At 59.3% G+C, this 21300-nt stretch carries 24 protein-coding genes; 12 read left to right on the top strand and 12 right to left on the bottom strand.

Going from position 1 to position 21300, the window contains the following annotated elements:
* Nucleotide 1: 1 nt before the first annotated feature.
* The 4 genes from eno to H663_RS23905 are packed head-to-tail and all read left to right on the top strand — an operon-like array spanning nucleotide 2 to nucleotide 2801.
* Nucleotides 2-1288 (top strand): phosphopyruvate hydratase, encoded by a 1287-nt coding sequence (eno, locus tag H663_RS23920; RefSeq protein ID WP_053176424.1) that lies wholly within the window; start codon nucleotides 2-4, stop codon nucleotides 1286-1288.
* A gap of 6 nt (nucleotides 1289-1294) precedes the next feature.
* Nucleotides 1295-1570, top strand: a complete 276-nt coding sequence (gene ftsB, locus H663_RS23915) for a cell division protein FtsB (RefSeq protein WP_053176426.1) — start codon at nucleotides 1295-1297, stop codon at nucleotides 1568-1570.
* Nucleotides 1567-2139 (top strand): nicotinamide riboside transporter PnuC, encoded by a 573-nt coding sequence (gene pnuC, locus H663_RS23910; RefSeq protein WP_053176427.1) that lies wholly within the window; start codon nucleotides 1567-1569, stop codon nucleotides 2137-2139. The genes ftsB and pnuC overlap by 4 nt, the downstream gene beginning before the upstream one ends.
* A complete protein-coding gene (locus H663_RS23905; RefSeq protein WP_053176430.1) occupies nucleotides 2136-2801 on the top strand; it encodes an AAA family ATPase in 666 nt (221 codons plus the stop codon). The genes pnuC and H663_RS23905 overlap by 4 nt, the downstream gene beginning before the upstream one ends.
* Before the next feature lie 616 nt (nucleotides 2802-3417).
* Here H663_RS23905 and hslO read toward each other — a convergent pair.
* Entirely contained in the window at nucleotides 3418-4404 is a 987-nt protein-coding gene (gene hslO / locus H663_RS23900; protein ID WP_053176432.1) for an Hsp33 family molecular chaperone HslO, read from the bottom strand.
* A 66-nt stretch (nucleotides 4405-4470) separates the two neighbouring features.
* Entirely contained in the window at nucleotides 4471-4995 is a 525-nt protein-coding gene (locus H663_RS23895; RefSeq protein ID WP_053176434.1) for a gamma carbonic anhydrase family protein, read from the bottom strand.
* A gap of 86 nt (nucleotides 4996-5081) precedes the next feature.
* Here H663_RS23895 and H663_RS23890 point away from each other — a divergent pair, with 86 nt between their 5' ends.
* Nucleotides 5082-5858 carry a ferritin-like domain-containing protein gene (locus H663_RS23890; protein WP_053177009.1) on the top strand — a complete coding sequence of 259 codons (777 nt, stop codon included), beginning with the start codon at nucleotides 5082-5084 and terminating at the stop codon, nucleotides 5856-5858.
* Between the two features lie 158 nt (nucleotides 5859-6016).
* Here H663_RS23890 and H663_RS23885 read toward each other — a convergent pair whose 3' ends face one another.
* Together H663_RS23885 and H663_RS23880 are read right to left on the bottom strand one after the other, a co-directional pair.
* Nucleotides 6017-6241 (bottom strand): hypothetical protein, encoded by a 225-nt coding sequence (locus H663_RS23885; RefSeq protein WP_133239956.1) that lies wholly within the window; start codon nucleotides 6239-6241, stop codon nucleotides 6017-6019.
* Nucleotides 6242-6397: 156 nt separating this feature from the next.
* A complete protein-coding gene (locus tag H663_RS23880) occupies nucleotides 6398-7396 on the bottom strand; it encodes a LysR family transcriptional regulator (protein WP_133239955.1) in 999 nt (332 codons plus the stop codon).
* 74 nt (nucleotides 7397-7470) lie between these two features.
* Between H663_RS23880 and H663_RS23875 the strand changes: the two genes are divergently transcribed.
* Nucleotides 7471-8355, top strand: a complete 885-nt coding sequence (locus H663_RS23875; protein WP_053176439.1) for an NmrA family NAD(P)-binding protein — start codon at nucleotides 7471-7473, stop codon at nucleotides 8353-8355.
* A 43-nt stretch (nucleotides 8356-8398) separates the two neighbouring features.
* On the top strand, nucleotides 8399-8800 hold the full coding sequence (locus H663_RS23870; RefSeq protein WP_053176441.1) for a luciferase domain-containing protein: 402 nt from the start codon (nucleotides 8399-8401) through the stop codon (nucleotides 8798-8800).
* Nucleotides 8801-9334: 534 nt separating this feature from the next.
* Here H663_RS23870 and H663_RS23865 read toward each other — a convergent pair.
* From H663_RS23865 to H663_RS23855, 3 genes are all read right to left on the bottom strand, one after another.
* A complete protein-coding gene (locus tag H663_RS23865; RefSeq protein ID WP_053176443.1) occupies nucleotides 9335-10051 on the bottom strand; it encodes an MgtC/SapB family protein in 717 nt (238 codons plus the stop codon).
* A gap of 400 nt (nucleotides 10052-10451) precedes the next feature.
* Nucleotides 10452-11360, bottom strand: coding sequence for a site-specific tyrosine recombinase XerD (gene xerD, locus H663_RS23860; protein ID WP_053176446.1), 909 nt, complete (start codon nucleotides 11358-11360; stop codon nucleotides 10452-10454).
* A complete protein-coding gene (locus H663_RS23855; protein ID WP_053176447.1) occupies nucleotides 11360-12334 on the bottom strand; it encodes a tripartite tricarboxylate transporter substrate binding protein BugE in 975 nt (324 codons plus the stop codon). Before H663_RS23855 ends, xerD begins: the two co-directional genes overlap by 1 nt.
* Before the next feature lie 154 nt (nucleotides 12335-12488).
* Here H663_RS23855 and H663_RS23850 point away from each other — a divergent pair, with 154 nt between their 5' ends.
* Nucleotides 12489-13394 (top strand): AEC family transporter, encoded by a 906-nt coding sequence (locus tag H663_RS23850; protein WP_053177011.1) that lies wholly within the window; start codon nucleotides 12489-12491, stop codon nucleotides 13392-13394.
* Nucleotides 13395-13560: 166 nt separating this feature from the next.
* On the opposite strand, the gene queG is transcribed toward H663_RS23850, so the two are convergent.
* Nucleotides 13561-14613 carry a tRNA epoxyqueuosine(34) reductase QueG gene (queG, locus tag H663_RS23845; RefSeq protein ID WP_053177013.1) on the bottom strand — a complete coding sequence of 351 codons (1053 nt, stop codon included), beginning with the start codon at nucleotides 14611-14613 and terminating at the stop codon, nucleotides 13561-13563.
* Nucleotides 14614-14751: 138 nt separating this feature from the next.
* On the opposite strand from queG, the gene tsaE reads away from it, so the two are divergent.
* Nucleotides 14752-15252 (top strand): tRNA (adenosine(37)-N6)-threonylcarbamoyltransferase complex ATPase subunit type 1 TsaE, encoded by a 501-nt coding sequence (gene tsaE, locus H663_RS23840; protein ID WP_053177015.1) that lies wholly within the window; start codon nucleotides 14752-14754, stop codon nucleotides 15250-15252.
* Nucleotides 15242-16648 carry an N-acetylmuramoyl-L-alanine amidase gene (locus H663_RS23835; RefSeq protein WP_053176449.1) on the top strand — a complete coding sequence of 469 codons (1407 nt, stop codon included), beginning with the start codon at nucleotides 15242-15244 and terminating at the stop codon, nucleotides 16646-16648. Before tsaE ends, H663_RS23835 begins: the two co-directional genes overlap by 11 nt.
* A gap of 30 nt (nucleotides 16649-16678) precedes the next feature.
* On the opposite strand, the gene H663_RS23830 is transcribed toward H663_RS23835, so the two are convergent.
* Both H663_RS23830 and H663_RS23825 read right to left on the bottom strand, forming a co-directional pair.
* Nucleotides 16679-17176 carry a hypothetical protein gene (locus tag H663_RS23830; RefSeq protein ID WP_053176451.1) on the bottom strand — a complete coding sequence of 166 codons (498 nt, stop codon included), beginning with the start codon at nucleotides 17174-17176 and terminating at the stop codon, nucleotides 16679-16681.
* A 586-nt stretch (nucleotides 17177-17762) separates the two neighbouring features.
* Nucleotides 17763-18452: an ABC transporter ATP-binding protein gene (locus H663_RS23825; RefSeq protein ID WP_053176453.1), complete on the bottom strand. Its 690-nt coding sequence runs from the start codon at nucleotides 18450-18452 to the stop codon at nucleotides 17763-17765.
* Here H663_RS23825 and H663_RS23820 point away from each other — a divergent pair.
* Entirely contained in the window at nucleotides 18451-19101 is a 651-nt protein-coding gene (locus tag H663_RS23820) for an arylesterase (protein ID WP_053176455.1), read from the top strand. The two genes, H663_RS23825 and H663_RS23820, sit on opposite strands and share 2 nt — an antisense overlap.
* Entirely contained in the window at nucleotides 19098-20156 is a 1059-nt protein-coding gene (gene mnmH / locus H663_RS23815) for a tRNA 2-selenouridine(34) synthase MnmH (protein WP_053176456.1), read from the top strand. Before H663_RS23820 ends, mnmH begins: the two co-directional genes overlap by 4 nt.
* A gap of 19 nt (nucleotides 20157-20175) precedes the next feature.
* Here the strand turns inward: mnmH and H663_RS23810 are convergent, their stop codons facing one another.
* Nucleotides 20176-20373 (bottom strand): hypothetical protein, encoded by a 198-nt coding sequence (locus H663_RS23810; RefSeq protein WP_053176458.1) that lies wholly within the window; start codon nucleotides 20371-20373, stop codon nucleotides 20176-20178.
* Nucleotides 20374-20383: 10 nt separating this feature from the next.
* Nucleotides 20384-21253: a DUF2189 domain-containing protein gene (locus H663_RS23805; protein WP_053176461.1), complete on the bottom strand. Its 870-nt coding sequence runs from the start codon at nucleotides 21251-21253 to the stop codon at nucleotides 20384-20386.
* Nucleotides 21254-21300 lie beyond the last annotated feature (47 nt).

Genomic DNA, 21300 nt, shown 5'->3' with positions numbered 1-21300 from the left:
AATGAGTGCAATCGTTGATATCGTCGGCCGTGAAATCCTCGACAGCCGTGGCAACCCTACCGTCGAATGCGACGTGCTGCTGGAATCGGGCGTCATGGGCCGCGCCGCTGTGCCATCCGGCGCATCCACCGGTAGCCGCGAAGCCATCGAGCTGCGTGACGGCGACAAGAGCCGATACCTCGGCAAAGGCGTGCTCAAGGCCGTTGAGCACATCAACACCGAAATTTCCGAAGCCGTCCTGGGCCTCGACGCCTCTGAGCAAGCCTTTTTGGACCGCACCCTGATCGACCTGGACGGCACCGACAACAAGAGCCGTCTGGGTGCCAACGCCATGCTGGCTGTGTCCATGGCGGTGGCCCGTGCTGCGGCCGAAGAGTCCGGCCTGCCCCTGTACCGCTACTTTGGCGGCATGAACGGCAACCAGCTGCCCGTGCCCATGATGAACGTCATCAACGGCGGCGCACACGCCAACAACAACCTGGACCTGCAAGAGTTCATGATCATCCCCGTGGGCGCACCGTCGTTCCGCGAAGCCGTGCGCTGGGGCGCTGAAGTGTTCCACGCGCTCAAGAAAATCATCCACGACAAAGGCATGAGCATTGCCGTGGGCGACGAAGGCGGCTTTGCCCCCAACGTGGACAGCCACGAAGCGGCCATTCAGATGGTGCTGGACGCGATTGCTGCCGCCGGCTACACCGCTGGCGAGCAAATCGCCATTGGCCTCGATTGCGCAGCCAGCGAGTTCTACAAAGACGGCAAGTACGTGCTCGCCGGTGAAGGTGGCAACAGCCTGACGTCCGAGCAGTGGACCGACATGCTGGCCACTTGGTGTGACAAGTACCCGATCATCAGCATCGAAGACGGCATGGCCGAAAGCGACTGGGACGGCTGGAAAGTGCTGACCGACCGCTTGGCCAAAAACGTGCAAATCGTGGGTGACGACCTGTTCGTGACCAACACCAAGATCTTCAAGGAAGGCATCGACAAAGGCATCGCCAACTCGATTCTGATCAAGATCAACCAGATTGGCACCTTGACCGAAACCTTTGAAGCCATCGAAATGGCCAAGCGCGCCGGTTACACCGCCGTCATCTCACACCGTTCGGGCGAGACCGAAGACAGCACCATCGCTGACATCGCCGTGGGCCTGAACGCGGGCCAGATCAAGACCGGCTCGATGAGCCGCTCGGACCGCATGGCCAAGTACAACCAGCTGCTGCGCATCGAAGAAGACCTGGGCGACGTGGCCGTGTACCCTGGACGCAGCGCGTTTTACAACTTGCGTTAAAACCCGATGGGCAACCGCCTCGTTCCAATTGTGCTGATCGCCTTGCTGGCGATCATTCAGGCCCAACTGTGGTTCGGACGGGGCAGCTTGCCCAACGCGGCAGACTTGGAACGTCAGGTCAAGCAACAAAAAGCCGCCAATGAAGAAGCCCGCCGCACCAATGAGCAGCTGAGCGCCGAGGTCAACGACCTCAAGGAAGGCCTCAACATGGTGGAAGAGCGGGCCCGGCACGAGCTGGGCATGGTCAAGCCCAACGAAATCTTCGTGCAAATCGCCAAATGATGTCCTTGACCGAGATCACCGGCTTCGCGCTGGGCTTGGTGATGGTGGTGTGCAGCATCCGCGAACTGCACTGGAGCTGGCCACTGGCCATCCTCAGCTCCCTGCTCTACTTTTTTGTGTTCAAGGACAGCCTGTTGTATGGCGAAGCCGGCTTGCAACTGGTGTTTGCCACTTTGGCTTTGTGGGGCTGGTGGCAATGGCTGCGCCTGGGCGATGATGCGCAGCCTGCTCTCGTGATCCAGCGGCTGCCAACCCGTGGCTGGTGGCTGGTGCTGATCACCAGCGCATTGTTGTGGCCCACGCTGGCCCTGCTGCTGCAACACTTCACCGACAGCGATGTGGCCTGGTGGGACGCCTTGCCCACAGCCCTGAGCCTGGTGGGCCAAGCCCTGCTGGGGCGCAAATACATCGAAAACTGGCTGGTCTGGTTGGTGGTCAACGTCATCAGTGTGGCGCTGTTTGCCCACAAAGGGCTGTGGCTGACTTGTGTGTTGTATGCGCTGTTCACGCTCATGAGTGTGTGGGGTTGGCGCGTTTGGCAAGCCCGGCTCAAGGCAGCGCATCCATGAACGCCCGGCGCATTGCCATCGTCGGTGCCGAGAGCACCGGCAAATCCTGGCTGACGCAAGCATTGACCGCTGTGATTCGCCTGCGTGGGCAAACGGTGCACACCGTGGATGAAGTCCTGCGCAGTTGGTGCGACCGTGAAGGCCGCACACCCCTGCCCCATGAACAAGCGGGCATTGCACACACGCAAGCCCAGGCCGTGGAACAGGCGCCGCCGGGGTGGGTCATTTCAGACACCACACCCCTGATGACCGCCGTCTACAGCCACATGCTGTTTGCAGACGAGAGCCTCTACACCATGGCTTTGGCGCATCAGGCCCTGTACGACCACACCCTGATCACCGGCCTGGATTTACCCTGGGTGGCCGATGGCCTGCAGCGCGATGGCCCGCATGTTCGAGGCCCGGTGGACACCCTTGTGCGCCAGGCACTGGACAGAGCAGGCATCAACTACCGCGTGGTTTACGGACAAGGCCATCAACGGCTCAACAATGCCCTGCTGGCCCTGGGCTTGCCGGGCGAAGACGAAGCCGCCCGCCTGATCCGTGAAAACGCGCAATATGCCATCAACCAAGGCCGCACCGTGTGGCAATGCAATGAATGCAGCGACCCCGAGTGCGAACACAAACTGTTCACGGGTCTGCTGGCGCAGCGTTCAACTTGACCTCGCAAATCGACACACTCAGGGGTCCGACGATGACAGCCTTATGGATCCGGCCCTATGAAGTCTGCAGAATGACTTCAATCTTGCACCTTGTGGGAGCTAGCCCTGCTGGCGATCAGACACTTGTGGACCGCAGGCTCTTCGCTTGCAGGGCAAGCTCCCACAAAATCCTCCAACTGGCAACACACGGTTCAGACTTCATCGGGCCGAATCAATAGGCACACGCCCATGTCGGAGTCTTCGACCGCCGACCTACCAGATGGCAACGCCCCGCAGGTCGGTACTCTCAGAGTCCGACAATGGCCTGCTCAAGCTTCGTCGATTGAAACAAGCATCAGCAGTGATTCAAACCATGTCGGAGTCTTCGACCGCCGACCTACCAGATGGCAACGCCCCGTAGGTCGGCACTCGCAGAGTCCGACGTTTTCAGCCTCCGGCACAGGTCCCCTGTCGGGGTCTTCGACCGCCGACCTACAAAAAGGCAACGCCCCGTAGGTAGGCACTCGTAGAGTCCGACGTTTTCAGCCTGAGGCATAGGCACCATGTCGGGGTCTTCGACCGCCGACCTACAAAATGGCAACACCCCGCAGGTCGGCACTCGCAGAGTCCGACGTTTTCAGTGCAGCGAGCCTCCCGAGATATCTGTAGGCAAGCCCGTGAAAAGTCCCGCCGCATCCACCGGGTCAAAACGGTATTGCGCACCGCAAAAGTCACAGCCCACTTCCACTTGGCCCTGCTCGGCGATGATGCCTTCCACCTCTTCGGTGCCCAAGCTACGAATCATGTGGCCCACACGCTCACGGTTGCATCGACAGGCAAAGCGCGGGCCGGTCTCGCCCATCAAGGGTTCAAAACGCGCCAGCGGCTCTTCCCAATACAGACGGTGCAAGATGGTTTCGGCGTCCAGCCCCAGCAGCTCTTCGCGCTTGAGGCTCTTGGTCAAAATCGAAATGCGGCTGAAGTCTTCACTTTGGCCCAGCACCGACTCACGCAAAAGTGAATCGGTTTGACCGGCCAGGTTGCCCTCACCTTCGATGGGCAAACGCTGGATCAACAAACCGGCCGCCACCTTGTCATCGGCCGCCAGCACCAACACCGTGTCCAACTGCTCAGACTGCAGCATGTAGTGCTCCAGCACCTCGCTGATGTTTTCCAATTTTTCGCCCCGGTCACCAAACAGCGGCACCACGCCTTGGTAGGGCTGCTGGCCGGGCAAGCGGTCTTGGGGGTCCAGGGTGATGGCGCAGCGGCCTTCGTTGTTCACGTTGACCATCTGGCTCAAGGTGGCGTCTTCGGCCACCTCGCCCACTTGGGTGCAAGTCGCGCGCAAGCTCAAATCCGGTTGCACCTCGACCACACCCAGCTTGACCGGTCCATCGCCAAAAATCTGCAGCACCAAAGCGCCGTTGAACTTGATGTTGCCCTGCATCAACACACCGGCCGCGGCCATCTCGCCCAGCAACTGGCGCACGGGCGCGGGGTAAGCGCCGGTTTCGGAATTGGCGGCGCGCCGCGCCAGGATGTCTTGCCAGGCATCGGTCAGGCGCACGAGCATGCCGCGCACCGGCAGGCCTTCGAAAATGAATTTATGGAGTTCAGACAAAGTTCAATCAACAGCCCCATGGGGCCGATCCTCAAAAGTTAAAAAGCGTTCGCGACAACCAACCAATCAGCTGATTTTTTTCAGGCCCGCCTTGAATCGGCGGGCGTTCTCGACGTAATGTTTGGCGCTTTGGCGCAGGCCTTCGATCTGCTCGGGGCTGAGTTCACGCACCACCTTGGCAGGCGTGCCCATGATCATCGAGCCATCTGGGAATTCCTTGCCTTCGGTCACCAGCGAACCAGCACCTACCAGACAGTTCTTGCCAATTTTGGCACCGTTGAGCACCACCGCGCCAATGCCGATCAGCGACTCATCGCCAATCGTGCAGCCGTGCAGCATGACCATGTGGCCCACCGTGACGTGCTTGCCGACCACGATGGGTTTGCCGTGGTCGGCGTGCATGACGCTGCCGTCCTGGATGTTGCTGCCCTCGCCAATCTCAATGGTCTCGGTGTCCCCACGCACCGTCACACCAAACCAGACACTGGCGTCGGCCGAGATCTTGACCGCCCCCATGACCTGCGCGTTGTCGGCCACCCAGGCGGTGTCGGCCACGTCGGGGGTTTGATCATCCAGCTGGTAAATGGTCATGGCGGTTTCCTGTCGGTTGGGTTTTCTTGAAAACCTACAATTGTAGGGAAGCCCACCACCTGCCGTGGGCGCTGCCAGCGATCACCATGCAAACCCTGCGCTCCTCCGCCCTGATCCCTTGGGCGCAAACCGACCCAAACCTGAAGGCCCAGGCCACTTTGGCACTGGACCTGAGCCTGCCCGTGGGCGCGCTCGACAGCCTGAGCGCACCCAATGCAGGCCCCGGCCGCGCTGCCCGCCCGCTGCTGGTGCCGCACACCCAGCTCAAAGCCAAATCCATGGCCACGCCCGAGGGCCGGGCCATGCTGGTGCATTCGATCGCCCACATCGAGCTCAACGCCATCGACCTGGCGCTCGACGTGGTTTGGCGCTTTGCGGGCATGCCCGAGGCTTTTTATACCGACTGGGTGCGCATCGCCCAAGAAGAGGCCAAGCATTACAGCCTGCTGCGCCAGCATTTGGTCAGCCTGGGGTTTGACTACGGCGACTTTCCCGCCCACAACACCTTGTGGGACATGGCCGAGCGAACAAAGGACGACATCCTGGCCCGCATCGGCATCGTGCCGCGCACCATGGAAGCGCGGGGCCTGGACGCCTCACCCGGCGTGAAAAACAAATTGGTCAGTGTGGGCGACCACCGGGCAGGCGAGATCCTTGACATCATTCTGGAAGAAGAAATCGGCCATGTGGCCGCAGGCAACCGCTGGTACCGCTACCTGTGCAAAGAGCGGGGCCTGGAGCCGGTGCACACCTATGCCGAATTGATCGCGCAATACGACGCCCCCAAACTGCGCCCGCCCTTCAACATGGCGGCGCGGCGGCTGGCGGGGTTTGAAGAGGCCGAGTTGGCAGCAATGGGATGAAGCGCCAGTCAAGCGCTGTCCATCTCTTGTGACAAACGCCCTCGCAAGAACCGGCCTGCTGCGCAATGAGTCCACCTTCGCGAACGCTCGTTTACGATAGGCAGCCCGCTTGTCACTGATGGGCGCACCGCTTGCTTGCCACAGCGAGAAACCAGCCTTTATCCTAGAAAACGCAGTTGAACGCGCCCGAGGGTGCTGCCATTGGGGGCAATGGCCAGGCGCGAGAAGGCCGCAGGCTGCACCCCTGCAACGACGAGCAACGCCGCCAGTGCCCCCCAGGGCTGTGCCATCGGGTGCATCGCGGAATCACCCACAAGGTGAGCGTCTTCGTGCTCACAAAGATGAGGATACATCAGGGTTTCCAGCGGGTTCAAAGCGGTCAACTGCGTTTTCCAGGACCATGAATGAGGCCAAATAAAGACTCCACCACGACTTGATGGCGGCCGTTGGCAAATGCTTGACAGTCATCGGGCCTGAGGAAAAAGCCTTTAAGCTGAATGGATGGACCGCCCCTTGAGCGCAACATCCAATGTGCCGCATCAAGACACAGTATTTCGAACCAATTGCTCTTTGAACCATTGCAAGCCCTTGTCGCGATGAGCACGTTCGTGCCAAATGAGCCTGTATTCAAATCGCAGGTTTTTTTCTTGGATCGGCAGCACCGCAATGACAAAGGTTTTGGCCCATATACGGGCCAACCGTTCGGGCACCACCGCCAGCCAATCGCTTTGCAAGATACATTCCAAAGCCGTATGAAAACTTGGGGTGGCCAGCACGATGTTTGAAGACTTGAGTCCCAAACGCTCATAAACATTGTCCGTCATGTAGCGCCTTGAACTGAGGTAGCGCGGTGCCCACTGCGGATAGTGGGCTGCATCTTCAAGCAGTGATTTGCTGTCCATTTTCCCCAGTGAAGCCAATGGATGATTGGGCTGGCACACCAAAGCATAACCATCAGTAAACAGCGTTCGGTAATGGAAATCAGGGGACAGCGGCTCATCTGAATACAAAGCGCAGTCGAGCTCTCCACGCTCAAGTTTGGCCATGGTGTCATCCGACCACGGGTCTGTCTGCCATGCGACAAAAGGGGCGATCTGACGAAGACTCGCCAACTGAGGCTGAAGGACGACTGACAAACCGTAATCGGTACTGGCGATTCGAAAAGTGCGCGCGGTGTCCGCAATGTCAAATGCGGCCACGTCGAACAAAGCATGCATGCTGTCCAAACATGCGTGCACAGACGGGCGCAGCAATTCGGCCACGGGTGTGAGCACATAACCGCGCGATGTCCGGACCAACAAAGGATCGCCAAAATGCTGCCTCAATCGGGTCATGGCCCTCGAAGCCGCAGGTTGCGTCATCGCAAGCAATTCACCCGCGCGTGTAATACCGCGGGTATCCAACAGGGCTTGCAGGAACTTGAGCAACCCAATGTCAAAGGTGTCCAAATCCACATCAACATTCGATTTATGCATGCTCAACATCCCGGTATTGATCTTTTTGATTATCTCGCAAAGGCCCAAAATCCAGCTCTGCAAGTTGAAGACCGGATCTAAGCCCTGCCGCAACTGATCTCCAAGTAAACCCTACTCAAGTTCGAAAGATATCACCCATGTACGCCATCACAGGAGCCTTCGGGCAAACCGGCCTCGCTTTAAGTCAAACTTTGCTCGATGCGGGCAAGCCTATTCGCATGATCGTTCGCCGAGATGATGAGCAAGCCCAAACATGGCGCGCCAAAGGCGCTCAAGTGGTTGTGGCCGATGTCACCGATGTAGACAGCCTCACCCGTGCCTTGCATCAGGCTGAGGTGGTCTACCTCATGAATCCACCAGCCTACTTTGTGCCTGACATGTTTGCGCATGCTCATGCAGTTCATGCGAACCTGGTGGCTGCAGCCAATGCGGCAAACGTGCCCTATGCCGTCGCACTGTCCTCGGTTGGAGCCCAGCATCCGCAAGGCACGGGCAACATCTTGACGACCAACGACTTTGAGCATCAACTGCACAACTACAAAGGCCAGTTGACCATTTTGCGAGCGGCCAACTTCATAGAAAACTGGGCCTGGTCACTGCACCCCGTTTTGGAAAACAGTGTGCTCCCTTCCATGTTCCACCCGCTGGACAAAGCCTTGCCCATGGTCAGTGCGACGGACATCGGACGTACCGCTGCGACACTGATGATCGAGCGCCCCACAGCGCGGCGCTTGATCGAACTGCATGGCCCACAAGACTACTCTCCCAACGATGCCGCCACTGTGCTTTCAGCGTTGTTAGGTCGCCCGGTACAGGCGGTGCAAGACAGCGCAGATAAGCTGTCAGCCATCATGACAGCCAAAGGATTTCCCGAGAAAACAGTCAGCGCGTTTATGGAGATGTTTGCAGGCTTCAACTCTGGATGGATCGCATTCGATGGCCAACATGAAACCAGACGAGGTACGGTCACACTTCACGAAGCCATAACTGCCCTGTTGAAGTTTGCGACATCTCATGCATAAACTCAAACAATTTTTACCCCAAAAAATTTACCTACCGCACACGATGAAACTGTCTGACAAAGGCCCCATCAAGCCGCCACCCACCATGCCCGGCCTCTTGGGTGACTTGGTCGAAACGATTCAAAAATGGCCTGGTGTCATCTCTGCCACACACTGGGATCTTTACCGACCCAGCGTGGCTGATGGTGCTGACTTTTACATTGGCGACAATGAAATCGGTCACATCCACTTCGATGGTGAAGCCCACGTCGCCACCGATGCGCAAATAAGCCAATCCTTCATAGAACAAGGCAAGGCCCAGCCCTTTCGCTACCGCGCTGACCCCACCTATCGGCATTGGACACAAGTGAAAATTACCAACCCCACACACTGCGAAAATACCCTGGCTCTGTTTCGCGCAAATTATGAGCGGCTCACGGTGCTGGCGAGGCCAGTGACCTGTTGATCCGTCCCTGTGAAGTTTGAAGTGAAGATCTTGTCTTGGGCAGAGCGATCAGCTACACAATCAGTGTAGGAGCCCCACCGCCTGGGCGATGTGTATTGGCCTGCAAGGCTCCATCGCTGCGTGGGCACCGTTCTCACAAAAAAGCGTTGATGCAAACATCAACGGGCCACATCAATAGTGCCGTGTTTCATTCTGTTTGGAATTTATAGATTCAGCCCGATGAAGTCTGAGCCTTGTGTTGCCCGTTGAGAGGATTTTTTTGGAGTTTGCCAGCCAAGCGAAATGCCTGTGGTCTACAAGCGTCTGATCGCCAGCAGGTCTTGCTCCCACAAGGTGCAAGATTGAATTGATCCTGCAGACTTCAAAGTGCCGGATCAATAATTTGCTTTTGACACAAATGGCCTATTCCAAAATGTCGCGGATTATTTTGTCCAGATGAAGGGCTAGGTATTTTTGTTGTGATGTGCAATGCAAGCATTCGTGGTGGCAACCAGTTACGGTGGAGACCCCCAAACCAACAGCATCGCAGCGCCTTTATTCGGCTGTCGAGGGACTCCAGAACGCCTGCGTCACACACGGCAACCCTGAAAGTTTTGCAATGACACTGTCAAGCTGATCGCCCTCAATGGATGTGGACGCCAACACCGCCTCGATCTCCACCGCATCAGAACCGAAAGCGTGCATGTTGAGGTCTTGTATTGGAAATTGAGCGGCCTCAAGCTCCTCTTCTAATTGCGTCAATGCCACACGCTGCATTCCCTTAGGGGAGATCACATATACGGTGTAGGTAGCTTCAACAGCCTCCGTGTCGATGGGCTTGCGATTGATTTTGTTGACCACAGGACGCAACAAGGTATTGGCGGAAAGAACAAAAACAGTTGCAAGCAGCGCTTCAATGAGTAAATCTGCACCAGCACAGGCCCCAACCGCTGCAGAACCCCACAAAGTCGCGGCCGTGTTCAGCCCTCGGACATTGCCCTCCTCCCGCATGATCACACCGGCACCCAGGAAACCAATGCCCGACACGACATATGCCGTGACATGAACTGCGCTTTCGTGGCCACCGAGACGATTGGCCATATCCACAAAAATAGCGGCCCCTACGGCGACCAACACATTGGTTCGCAGGCCCGCTGTCCGCTGGCGGTACTGTCGCTCCAAGCCAATGAGTCCCCCCAATATGAAGGCGGCGACCAGGCTCACTGTCGTGTCCAGTGCCGATAAAAGGTTGATGTTCTCGATGGCTTGCATAGGGACTCCATTGAACGATTCAAGCGACAAGCATATAAGACTTGACCCTAACAAACGCCGCTGGACAACCAAGAGGGTGCTGGCATGGGTGGGCAAACAATGGCCCGAAATCTAACGATGAGCAGGCCTTTACCAATCGATTGCCAGGAAGCGCCCTTTCTTGAGGTCCTTCATCGCCGACATTGCCCCTGTTCGTCATGAACAGTTATGCGTTGTCATCCAGCTTTCATTTCCCGTCATGGCGAGCGGAGCGTGGCCATCCAGCTTGTGAGGTCAATCCGCCATTCAAGCCTTTTGCATGCGCCCCATGCTGGATTGCCGCGTCGCTGCGCTCCTCGCAATGACAGAATAAAAGCATGCCCGCCAAATCGCTTGCAAAGAAAATCCCATGCACAACACATCAACCGCGCGGATGATGCTGCGCGTGCAGGGTTTTAAGCCGTTCACGGGCCACATGGGTGTAAATGGTGGTGGTCGAGATGTCGGCGTGGCCCAGCAGCATCTGCACCGCCCGCAAATCGGCCCCGTGGTTGAGCAAATGCGTGGCAAAGGCGTGGCGCAGGGTGTGCGGCGACAGTGGCGAGGTGATGCCCGCCTCAATAGCGTAGCGCTTGACCAGGCTCCAGAACATGATGCGCGACATCCCCGTGCCGGGCTTGGGGCCGCTGGTGGTGATGAACAGGTCCTCGGTCTGACGTCCCCCAAGCAAGGCCGGTCGGGCTCGGCCCATGTAGCGCTGCAAACACTCACGCGCTTCCTCGCCAAAGGGCACCAGGCGCTCTTTGCTGCCTTTGCCCATGATGCGCAGCACGCCCTCATTGAGCGACACATGAAGTGTCTTCAGGCCCACCAACTCGCTCACGCGCAGGCCACTGGCATACATCAGCTCCAGCATGGCGCGGTCTCGCAAGCCCAGATCGGTGGCCGCATCCGGTGCACGCAACAAGGCGTCCACTTGCGCCTCACCCAAAGTCTTGGGCACCCGCAAAGCCTGTTTGGCAGCCAGCAGGCGCAGCGTCGGGTCTTGCAACATCAGGCGTTCGCGCAAAGCCCAGCGGAAATAGCGTTTGAACACCGTCAAACGCCGATTGGCCGAAGTGGCCTTGGTCTGGCCGTGGCGCTCGGCAAAATAAGCTTGCAGATGGTGCTCTTGCGTATCGTCGAGTGCCAGGCGGTGCTGCATAAACAACCAAGTGGCAAAAAGCCCCAGGTCCCGGCGGTAAGCCGCCAAGGTGTTGGCGGCCAGACCATCCTCCAGCCAGAGGGCGTCTGCAAAGCGGTCAATCGCCCCCAGGCTGGCTGCGTGCATCAATCGAGCTTGAGTTTTTGCTGGTCCACGACTTTCTTGTAGACCTCAAACTCGGCCTTGATTTGGGCTGTGAACTCATCAGGCGTATTGGCGATCACCAAAGAGCCGGTGTCGTTGATGCGCTTGACGACAGCAGGATCTTGCAGGGCTTTTTTCACGCCGGCGCTGACCTTGTCCACCACTTCTTTGGGCAAGTTTTTGGGCCCTAGGATGCCGTAATAAGCCATGCGGTTGACGGGTTCCAGACCAATTTCCTTGAAGGTAGGCACATTGGGCAACTGGGGCAAGCGCTGAGGCGCGGCCACCACAATCGGCACCAACTTGCCGGTTTGGATGAAAGGCAATGCCGAGGGCAGATTGTCAAAAATGATCGGCACCTGGCCGGCCACAGTGTCGTTCAGTGCAGGGCCTGCGCCACGGTAAGGGATGTGGGTGATGAAAACGCCCGACAAACTCTTCCACAACTCGGTTTGCAAGTGGCCGATACCACCCGTGCCCGAAGAAGCGTAGGAATATTTGCCGGGGTTTTTCTTCAACTCAGCCACAAAACCCGCGTAATCCTTGGCCGGAAAGCTGGGGTGCACCGCAATCACATTGGGCGTCGCCGCAATATTGATGATGGGCGTGAAGTCGGTCAGGACGTTGTACGGAATCCTGGGGTTGATGGCCGGGTTGGCAGCGGTGGTGGACACCGTGGCCATGCCCAGTGAATAACCATCGGGGGCTGCTTTGGCTGTCTCGTTTGCGCCCACCACGCCACCGCCACCCGCCTTGTTTTCAACGATCACGGACTGCCCCAAGGCTTTGGCCAAGGGCTCGGAAATCACCCGAGCCACGATGTCGGTGGTGCCGCCTGGCGCAAAAGGCACTTGCAACTTGATCACTCGATTGGGATAGGCCTGCGCCCACACAGAACCACTGGCCACAGCCGATGCAGCCAAAGCGGCCACCGAAATCCATTCACGACGCTTCATGTCATAACTCCTCATAAACATCCTTCGATCATAGGCAATTAATCAGGCCAGCGACAAAGGGGAAACCCACAAAACCAGCAAGCCATGCGCAATTCATGCGCCGAAGCGACAGTCTGCCAAGCCCGTCGCGAACACAGCCGGTTATCCTATGCATGTGAACTTCGCGCAACTTCTATTCCCCGACTTTTCCCTCATCTTGTGCGGCTATCTGATTTGCCGCTTCACGGCGCTCAACCGGCCGCTGTGGCAACAGGTTGAAACCCTGGTCTATTTTTTCCTGTTCCCGGTGCTGCTGTTTCATTCGATTTTGAAAAGCCCCATCGACTTGAATGCCGCCTCCAGCCTGATCGGTGCAGGGGTATGCCTGGGGCTGTGTGCCATTGCTTTGTCCTACAGCCTGCCCTATTGGCCACTTCTGGGCAAACGACTGGACAAGCGTGACCACGCCGCCAGTGCGCAAGTGGCCTTTCGATTCAACTCTTTCATCGCCTTGGCACTGGCTGACCGACTGGCAGGCCCTGAAGGTTTGTTGATGATCTCGATGCTGATTGGCGTCTGTGTGCCACTGTTCAACGTGGGTGCGGTCTGGCCGATGGCACGGCATGCCAATTCCAGCTTTCTGCGAGAGTTGGTGCGCAACCCCTTGATCATCGCCACCTGCTCGGGACTGATTGGCAATTTGCTGGGCTTTCGCATCCCCGATTGGCTGGACCCCAGTATCAGCCGCATCGGCGCGGCCTCTTTGGCACTGGGTCTGATGGCTGCAGGTGCCGGCATGCAATTGGGCACGCTGCGCCAGGGCAAGCTGCTGGGCCTGAGCGTGTTGAGCATCAAACACCTGCTGCTGCCCTTGGTGGCGCTGGGCATGTCCCATGTTTTTCATCTCGGCTCCGCACAAACCACCGTTTTGCTGGCCTTTTCGGCCTTGCCCACAGCATCGACTTGCTACGTGCTGGCTGCCCGCATGGGCTACAACGGCCCTTACGTGGCTGGCCTGGTCACGCTGTCCACCCTTTCGGGCATGCTGAGCCTGCCATTTGCTTTAGGTGTTTTGCGTTGAGCGTTGAGCGTTGAGCGTTGAGCGTTGAGCGTTGAGCGTTGAGCGTTGAGCGTTGAGTGATCAAGCAACTGACTTTGCAGAACGCAAGTTTCAGCAGCAACTTGGGTTGAAGGACTTCAGGCACATGTCGGGGCTCAAGCCGCCAATCTCGGGGTTGATCTTTGCATCAAACCTTGGCCAGAGACCAAGCTACTTGCTCTTGCACCACCGGGTCGGGATGCGCCGCATGTGTGGTCAGGGCTTGTTGCAAAGCCAGTCGGTCCTCTGTATTCATGCCCATCGACGCCAGCGCATTGCCCGCTGCCAGTGCCAAGTTGCGCAGCCAGCGGTCATGGCCAATGCGTCGGATGGCGCTGCCTTCGGTGCGGCGCAGGAACTCGGCTTCGTCCCAACGCATGAGAGAGACGATGCTCGAAGCCTTCAGGCCATCCCGGGGCTGCCAGTCGGGCAAGGCGCTGACTTGTGCAAACTTGTTCCAGGGGCAGGCCAGTTGGCAGTCGTCGCAGCCATAAATGCGGTTGCCGATCAGCGGGCGCAGCGCTTCATCAATCGGCCCGGCGTGCTCGATCGTCAGATAAGAAATGCAGCGCCGTGCATCCAGCCGGTAAGGCCCGACGATGGCCTGCGTGGGGCACAGGTCCATGCAGGCGGTGCATTGGCCGCAATGTGCCGACACCGCTGGCGTTTCAGGCAGCGCAAAGTCCACAAACAACTCGCCCAGAAAGAACATCGACCCCGCCTCGCGGCTCAGCACCAAGGTGTGCTTGCCGCGCCAGCCCAGGCCGCTGCGGGTGGCCAGCTCAGCCTCCAGCACAGGGGCCGAATCGGTGAACACGCGGTGGCCAAAAGGGCCAATCGCCTCAGCAATGCGGTCTTGCAGCTTTTGTAATCGGCTGCGCAAAACCTTGTGATAGTCGCGACCTCGGGCATAAACCGACACCACCGCCTCACCCGGCTGCAGGCTGCGCGCAGTTTCGTGGGCCAGCCAGTCGGGCGGCGTGTCCTGCGGCAAATAATCCATGCGGGCCGTGATCACGCTCACCGTGCCCGGCACCAGCTCGGCGGGTCGCGCGCGCTTCATGCCGTGACTGGCCATATAGCCCATACTGCCGTGAAACCCAGCTGCCAGCCAGGCCTGTAATCCGGGCTCTGCCGAGGACAAATCGATACCCGTCACGGCAATTTGGGACAATCCCAACTCACGCGCCCAGATCTGGATCTGGGGCCACAGTTCAAGAAGGTCGATTTGAATACGTTGAGCAGTCACCCGCCGATTGTAGGAAGCCCCGGCTCCCCTGCCCACACCACCGACTCAGCCCTTGCCCCCCATTCGGAGCAGACGCTGGTTTGGAATGGCATTTGGCCCGACGAAGCCGCCACACAGGCCTTTGCCACTGCGCTGGCCGCAGCCCTGCCCGGCTGGCCAGGTGGGCGCGATGCCCGCATCGAATTGCGCGGCAACCTGGGCGCAGGCAAAACCACCCTGGTGCGCCACCTTTTGCGCGCCGCCGGGGTGCAAGGCCGCATCAAAAGCCCGACCTATGCCGTGGTCGAGCCCCACCTGGCGGGCTCGGGCGAGAGTGCCTGGTCGATCTGGCATTTTGATTTTTACCGCTTCAACGACCCTCAAGAATGGGAAGACGCGGGTTTTCGGGACATCTTTGCCGGGCCGGGCCTCAAGCTCATGGAGTGGCCCGACAAAGTGGCCGGGCAACTGCCCCCCGCCGACTGGGTGATTGGTCTGGAGGCCATCGACGAAGACCAGCGCCGCGTGTGCATCAGCGCCCAAACGCCGAATGGCCAAGATTGGCTGAAAGCATGGATGGCCTCAGCCCCCGGGGTTTGCCATGCCGATTGACCGTCGCCAACTCCTGCAAACCGGGCTCGTGGTGCTGAGCCTGGGGGTCTCGCACTTGGCGCGCGGCGCCAGCATGCTGGCCGTGCGCATCTGGCCTGCGCCCGACTACAGCCGCGTCACCCTTGAATCAGACACGGCGCTGAAAACCCGGCAAACCTTCATCCAGTCGCCTCCCCGGCTCGCAGTCGACATTGAAGACATGGAACTCAATGCCGCCTTGCGCGAACTGGTGGGCAAAGTGCAGGCCTCAGACCCCAACATTGCAGGTATCCGAGTGGGCCAGTTCAGCCCCGGCGTGGTGCGACTGGTGATCGACCTCAAACGCCCCATCGCCCCACAGGTGTTCACCTTGCAGCCGGTGGCCAACTATGCGCACCGGCTGGTGCTCGATCTGTACCCCAGCAAAGCCATTGACCCCCTGGAGCAACTCATCCAAGAGCGCATCCTGGCAAAGGCTGAACCTGCGGCTGCAGGTCAACTGCCCACGCCTTCGCCGCTGAATGACCCTTTGGGCGAGTTGATCGCTCGGCAAAGCCTGCCTACCGCCGCGCCCACCGCGCCCTCAGTGCCCCTGGTGCCCGCCCCCTCCACCCGCAAGCAAGGCTTCGAGCCCCCCGGAGCCGAGATGGACAGTCCCAACCATCCCCCCAGAGCGGCCACGGGCAAGTCCACAGACCGGCTCATCGTGATTGCCCTGGACCCCGGTCACGGCGGTGAAGACCCAGGTGCCGTGGGGCCTGGCGGCACGCGGGAAAAAGACGTGGTGCTGAAAATTGCCAAACTGCTGCGTGACCGCATCAACGCCAGCAGCGTCAATGGCAGCCCCATGCGGGCATTCTTGACGCGCGACGCCGACTTTTTTGTGCCCCTGCATGTGCGGGTGCAAAAGGCCCGACGTGTGCAAGCCGATTTGTTTGTCAGCATCCATGCTGACGCATTTTTTACGCCCCAAGCCAGCGGTGCCAGCGTGTTCGCACTCAGCCAAGGCGCAGCTTCGAGCAGCGCTGCCCGCTGGATGGCGCAAAAGGAAAACAAAGCCGACCTGATCGGTGGTCTCAATCTTGGGGCTCAAGACGCGCAAGTGCAGCGCGCCATGCTGGACATGAGCACTGCCGCACAAATCAAGGACAGTCTGCAATTGGGCGGCAGCTTGTTGCGCGAAATTGGCGGCGTGGGCCGCCTGCACAAGCCCCGTGTTGAACAAGCCGGTTTCGCGGTACTCAAAGCCCCCGACATCCCTAGCGTGCTGGTCGAAACCGCCTTCATCAGCAATCCGCAAGAAGAAGAAAAACTGCGCAGCGACGCCTACCAGCAGCAACTGACCGATGCGCTGATGCGCGGCATCGTGCATTACTTCGCACGCAACCCGCCGCTGGCGCGCAACCGGGCCATGTGAGGGCTAAGCGTTCCTTTTTTTCGCCGACTTTTATCGCCGACCGCTGGCCGGTTTGGCGAAATCGGCATCCACCCAAGCTTGGGCGGTCTGGCGGTTGAGCTTGAAACCGGCATCGACCTTGACCTCGGCCAGCATGTCGCCCCCTTCGTCCTGCGCACTCAACATGGCATAGGGGTTGTCCTCGTCCGGCACGATGTCCAGCAGCACCGTCACGCGGCCCTGCCCTTGACCGTTGACAATCACCGACTGGTGCAGCTGCGCATGCAGCTGCTGCTCGCTGCGGCGCACAAATTCGCTGGCGGTTTTCACCAAGGTGATGAAGGCCGAGCCGTCGAGCGGCTTAGGGTTCTTCTTGTCGCGGCCCATGGTCCAGGGGCCGACCAGAGCAGGCTCGGACTCCCCCGACTTGAACATGGCCACCGCCCAGCCGTCGTCATCGTCGTTTTTGATGACCTGGGCGGTCCATTGCTCGTTTTGCCAGAGGCGAGGTTCTTGAATCAGGGGGATGTCAGAGGTGTGGTCAGTCATGAGCGCTGGAGGAAATGTGGGTTGCCGATCATGCCTCAAGAAAACACCTGCACATCGCACGGTGGCCACTGAAAAGCGACCGTCTGGGTGCTGGAATGACCCCATGAGTTGGCATACACCCATGAAACATTTTTCACATGCTCACCGGCCATCACAAAATGAAAGAGATTTGGAGTCCAGAGCAAATCAGCGCGTATTTAACCCATTGATTCGGCCCTGTGAAGTTTTCAATGCTCAACGATGTTGTAGGTCGATGCTCGAAGACCCCGACCATGGATGTGCCATCGGGCGCTCAGCGGTGTCACCCACAAGTTGAGCGTCTTCGTGCTCACTGCGTTCAGGATGCACAAGGATCGCCCCGCCCAGCCGAATCGGGTTCGCTTTACCGCACAACGCCAGTTCGTCTGTGGTTGCTCCCCACCCAAGCTCACAGCGACGCAGTGAACTTCGACTACTTGGCCCTGGCTGACCCCGACACGGACTCTCAAGCTGTTGTTTACACGCCTTCACGGGGGCTCGAGGAGCGGCGACCCACCGCGAAAAACGATCACAAACATCAACTGCCGGTCGTCTGCACAGAGTGGTTTCAGACGCGATCGCTGATCGTTTCTGTCAACCGTCCGGCCTGAATCACCAGGCTGCGCTCGCAACGTGCGGCCAACTGGCGGTCGTGCGTGACCAGCACCAAGGTGGTGCCCTGCTCGCGGTTGAGCGCGAACATCAGGTCCATGATGGCTTCGCCCGTGGCGTGGTCCAGGCTGCCTGTGGGCTCGTCGGCCAGCAGCAGATCAGGCTGCACCACAAATGCGCGGGCCAGAGCCACACGTTGCTGCTCACCGCCCGACAAGACTTTGGGCAGGTGTTTCAGGCGCTCGCCCAGACCTACACGCTGCAGCATGGCCGTGGCGGTGCTGCGGGCATCCGGCCGATCGGCCAGCTCAAGGGGCAGCATCACGTTTTCGAGCGCGGTGAGGTTGGGCATGAGCTGAAAGCTCTGGAACACAAAACCCACATGCTGGGCCCGCACAGCGGCGCGTTGGTCTTCGGACAAATCAAACAGCGACTGCCCTGCCAGCACCACCTGCCCGCTGCTTGGCGTGTCCAGGCCCGCGAGGATGGCGAGCAAAGTGCTTTTGCCCGAGCCAGAAGCACCGACAATGGCGGCAGTTTCCCCGGCGTTCAATGAGAAATCGATATCGCGCAAAATGTCCAGTTGCCCACTGGCATCTTGCACACTTTTAGAAACGCCACGCACGGCAATGATGGATTCAGGCATGCACAAACCTTTGTTGAGACGTCGCCACTTTAACTGGACCCTGCTGGCCCTTGCCGGCTGGGGCTTTGCCGCGTCGGTCCAAGCCACTTCAGCGCAACGCATTTTGGTGCTGGGTGACTCTTTGAGCGCCGAGTACGGCCTGGCCCGGGGCACAGGCTGGGTGGCCTTGTTGCAAAAACAATTGGCGCAAGAAAAGCCTGGCGTGGAAGTCATCAACGCCAGCATCAGCGGCGACACCACTTCGGGCGGGCGCTCACGGCTGCCCGCCTTGATCAAGCGCCACCAACCCAGCCATGTGGTCATTGAGCTGGGCGGCAACGACGCCATGCGCGGCCTGCCCATGAACATGACACAAGGCAATTTGCTGGCCATGACCCAACAAGCCCAAGCGGCCGGAGCCCAGGTGCTGCTGCTGGGCATGCAAATGCCGCCCAACTACGGCCCCGACATGGCCCGTCAGTTTGAAGCCGCCTACGTCCAAGTGGCCAAAAGCCAAAAGGCGGCGCTGGTGCCCTTCTTTTTAAAAGGCGTAGGCGACGACCCCGAGCCGCTCAAATGGTTCCAGGCCGACCGCATCCACCCCAATGAAGCGGCGCAACCGCGCATGCTGGCCAACGTCTGGCCCACCTTGAAGAAACAACTGAAATGAGCGTTCACCTGATCTCGGCCGAACAAGCCATGGCCCAACTGAACCAGTTTGACGCCCTCCTCGACGCGCGCTCCGAAGGCGAACACGCCGAAGACCACCTGCCCGGCGCCCTGAGCTGGCCCTCGCTCAACAACGAAGAGCGTATCCGGGTCGGCACGCTGTACAAACAGGTCAACCCCTTCGAAGCGCAAAAAGTGGGCGCAGCGCTGGTGGCTAAAAACATCGCCCGCCACATCGAAACCCAGGTGATGGACAAGCCCAAAAACTGGCAGCCGCTGGTGTACTGCTGGCGCGGGGGCAAGCGCAGCAACTCGCTGGCGCTGATCCTGGGGCAAATCGGCTTCAAGGTGCACCTGATCGAAGGCGGCTACAAAGCCTTTCGCAAAGCGGTGATGGAAGACACACCGCGACAGGCGCAGCGCCTGCAATTCAAGGTGCTGTGCGGGCCCACCGGTTCTGGCAAAACGCGACTGTTGCAAGCACTGGCGCAAGAAGGTGCGCAGGTGCTGGACCTGGAGGCCATTGCCTGCCACCGCAGCTCGGTGCTGGGCCTGATCCCCGGCACGCCGCAGCCCACGCAAAAGGCATTTGACACGCAGGTGTGGGACGCTTTGCGCGGTTTCAGCGCCAATCGCCCGGTGTTTGTGGAAGCCGAAAGCAAGAAAGTGGGCAACTTGGCAGTGCCTGCCGAGTTGATGGTGGCCATGCGTGCCAGCCCTTGCCTGCGCGTCGATTTATCGCTGGAAAACCGGGTGAATTTGCTACTGGAAGACTATGCGTTTTTCACGCAAGACCGCGCCTTGTTTGCCGACCGCTTGGAGCGCTTGACGGCCCTGCGCGGCAAGGCCGTGGTGCAAGGCTGGCAAGAGCAGATTGAACGGGGAGAAATGCGCGAGGTGGTGACCGAGTTGCTTTCAGGCCACTACGACCCGGGCTACGAGACATCGACGGGCCACAACTTTGTGCACTACACCCAAGCCCCGCTGGTCACCCCAGCGAGCCACAGCATGGCAGACATGCTGGTTTTGGCGCGTGAGCTGGTGCAAGTCCCGTAAGTGTTAACAGACAGCCGTGTCAGGCAGCTGGCACATTTGAATCCGCCGCATCGGGCGCCGCAGTGCCCGCATCATTCACCTCGCCATCAACCTCAGAACCGTCTTCAGGCAGCAAGCCCGACTTGCGGTCGGACTTGGCTTTGAGCTTGTCTTCTTTTTTGCGTTTCTTGGCCAGTTCTTTCTGGCGTTTTTCGAATCCGTAGTTGGGTGTGGCCAAGATGGCTCCTTTAATTTGAGCTGCCCAATGTAACAGCTTCTTCAGGGTTTTCTTCCCACTCGACACAGCCCCGGTAGGCATGCCAGCTGGCATGACCCAGCCACGGCCCCACCACGATGATGCCCAGCGCCCAAGGCCACAAGGCCGCGAGTACCAGCACACTGAGCAGCAGACCCCACAGCAGCATCACGCCCGGGTGCGAAAAAACCACCCGCAAGCTGGTGATCACGGCCGAAATCGCATCGGTGTCGCGGTCCAAAATCATGGGGATGGACACCACCGACAGGCCATAAACCAAGGCGGCGAACACGCCACCCACCGCCAGGTAAACCATCAAGAATTCGAGGTTTTGCAGGTTGAACACCGCTTCGATCACGCCCGTGGTGGACGGCATGCCGGTGTTGAAGAACACCGCAAACACCACCAAGGATGCCCTGCCCCACAGCAGCTCCAGCACCATCAGCACCAAAACCAGCATGGCCATGCTGCGGATGTGTTGGACCCAGCACATGAGCGACGTCGCCATCTCGGGCCGCTCGCCGCGCTCGCGTTGGCGGCTGACCTCGTACAAGCCCATGGCCATGAACGGCCCCACCAGCAAGCAGCCCGACACCAGAGACAAGGTGTATTCGGGCTTGTGCTTGAACACCAGGGCCAGCACTTGCGCCATGCCCCAAAAGCACAGGCCGTAAAACAGAGCAATGCCCGGGTGCTGGCGCATGTCCTTCAAGCCCCGTGCCAGCCATCGAAAAGGATCTGAGAAACCCAAGGGCCGCATGTGCGCGCGCGGCCCCACGGGCGGCGGGGGCACATAGGGCGTGGCCATGGTGGGCAGGCCTGGGTCCTGGGCGGATTCAAGGGACTTGGCGTCAGCGTTCATGTGAAAAGTCCATTTGTAATGGCAAGGGATTTCAGATTAGCCCCACC

The organism is Limnohabitans planktonicus II-D5 (assembly GCF_001270065.2).
GTDB classification, from domain to species: domain Bacteria; phylum Pseudomonadota; class Gammaproteobacteria; order Burkholderiales; family Burkholderiaceae_C; genus Limnohabitans_A; species Limnohabitans_A planktonicus.
The sequence above is the reverse complement of the archived record's forward strand: the minus strand, read 5'-3'. Positions and strand labels throughout refer to the sequence as shown.

Bases quoted from the DNA above. Each gene is read 5' to 3' on its own strand.
- eno (WP_053176424.1), top strand. From the start codon at position 2: ATGAGTGCAATCGTTGATATCGTCGGCCGTGAAATCCTCGACAGCCGT.
- ftsB (WP_053176426.1), top strand. From the start codon at position 1,295: ATGGGCAACCGCCTCGTTCCAATTGTGCTGATCGCCTTGCTGGCGATC.
- pnuC (WP_053176427.1), top strand. From the start codon at position 1,567: ATGATGTCCTTGACCGAGATCACCGGCTTCGCGCTGGGCTTGGTGATG.
- H663_RS23905 (WP_053176430.1), top strand. From the start codon at position 2,136: ATGAACGCCCGGCGCATTGCCATCGTCGGTGCCGAGAGCACCGGCAAA.
- H663_RS23895 (WP_053176434.1), bottom strand. From the start codon at position 4,995: ATGACCATTTACCAGCTGGATGATCAAACCCCCGACGTGGCCGACACC.
- H663_RS23890 (WP_053177009.1), top strand. From the start codon at position 5,082: ATGCAAACCCTGCGCTCCTCCGCCCTGATCCCTTGGGCGCAAACCGAC.
- H663_RS23875 (WP_053176439.1), top strand. From the start codon at position 7,471: ATGTACGCCATCACAGGAGCCTTCGGGCAAACCGGCCTCGCTTTAAGT.
- H663_RS23870 (WP_053176441.1), top strand. From the start codon at position 8,399: ATGAAACTGTCTGACAAAGGCCCCATCAAGCCGCCACCCACCATGCCC.
- H663_RS23865 (WP_053176443.1), bottom strand. From the start codon at position 10,051: ATGCAAGCCATCGAGAACATCAACCTTTTATCGGCACTGGACACGACA.
- xerD (WP_053176446.1), bottom strand. From the start codon at position 11,360: ATGCACGCAGCCAGCCTGGGGGCGATTGACCGCTTTGCAGACGCCCTC.
- H663_RS23855 (WP_053176447.1), bottom strand. From the start codon at position 12,334: ATGAAGCGTCGTGAATGGATTTCGGTGGCCGCTTTGGCTGCATCGGCT.
- H663_RS23835 (WP_053176449.1), top strand. From the start codon at position 15,242: ATGCCGATTGACCGTCGCCAACTCCTGCAAACCGGGCTCGTGGTGCTG.
- H663_RS23830 (WP_053176451.1), bottom strand. From the start codon at position 17,176: ATGACTGACCACACCTCTGACATCCCCCTGATTCAAGAACCTCGCCTC.
- H663_RS23820 (WP_053176455.1), top strand. From the start codon at position 18,451: ATGCACAAACCTTTGTTGAGACGTCGCCACTTTAACTGGACCCTGCTG.
- H663_RS23825 (WP_053176453.1), bottom strand. From the start codon at position 18,452: ATGCCTGAATCCATCATTGCCGTGCGTGGCGTTTCTAAAAGTGTGCAA.
- mnmH (WP_053176456.1), top strand. From the start codon at position 19,098: ATGAGCGTTCACCTGATCTCGGCCGAACAAGCCATGGCCCAACTGAAC.
- H663_RS23805 (WP_053176461.1), bottom strand. From the start codon at position 21,253: ATGAACGCTGACGCCAAGTCCCTTGAATCCGCCCAGGACCCAGGCCTG.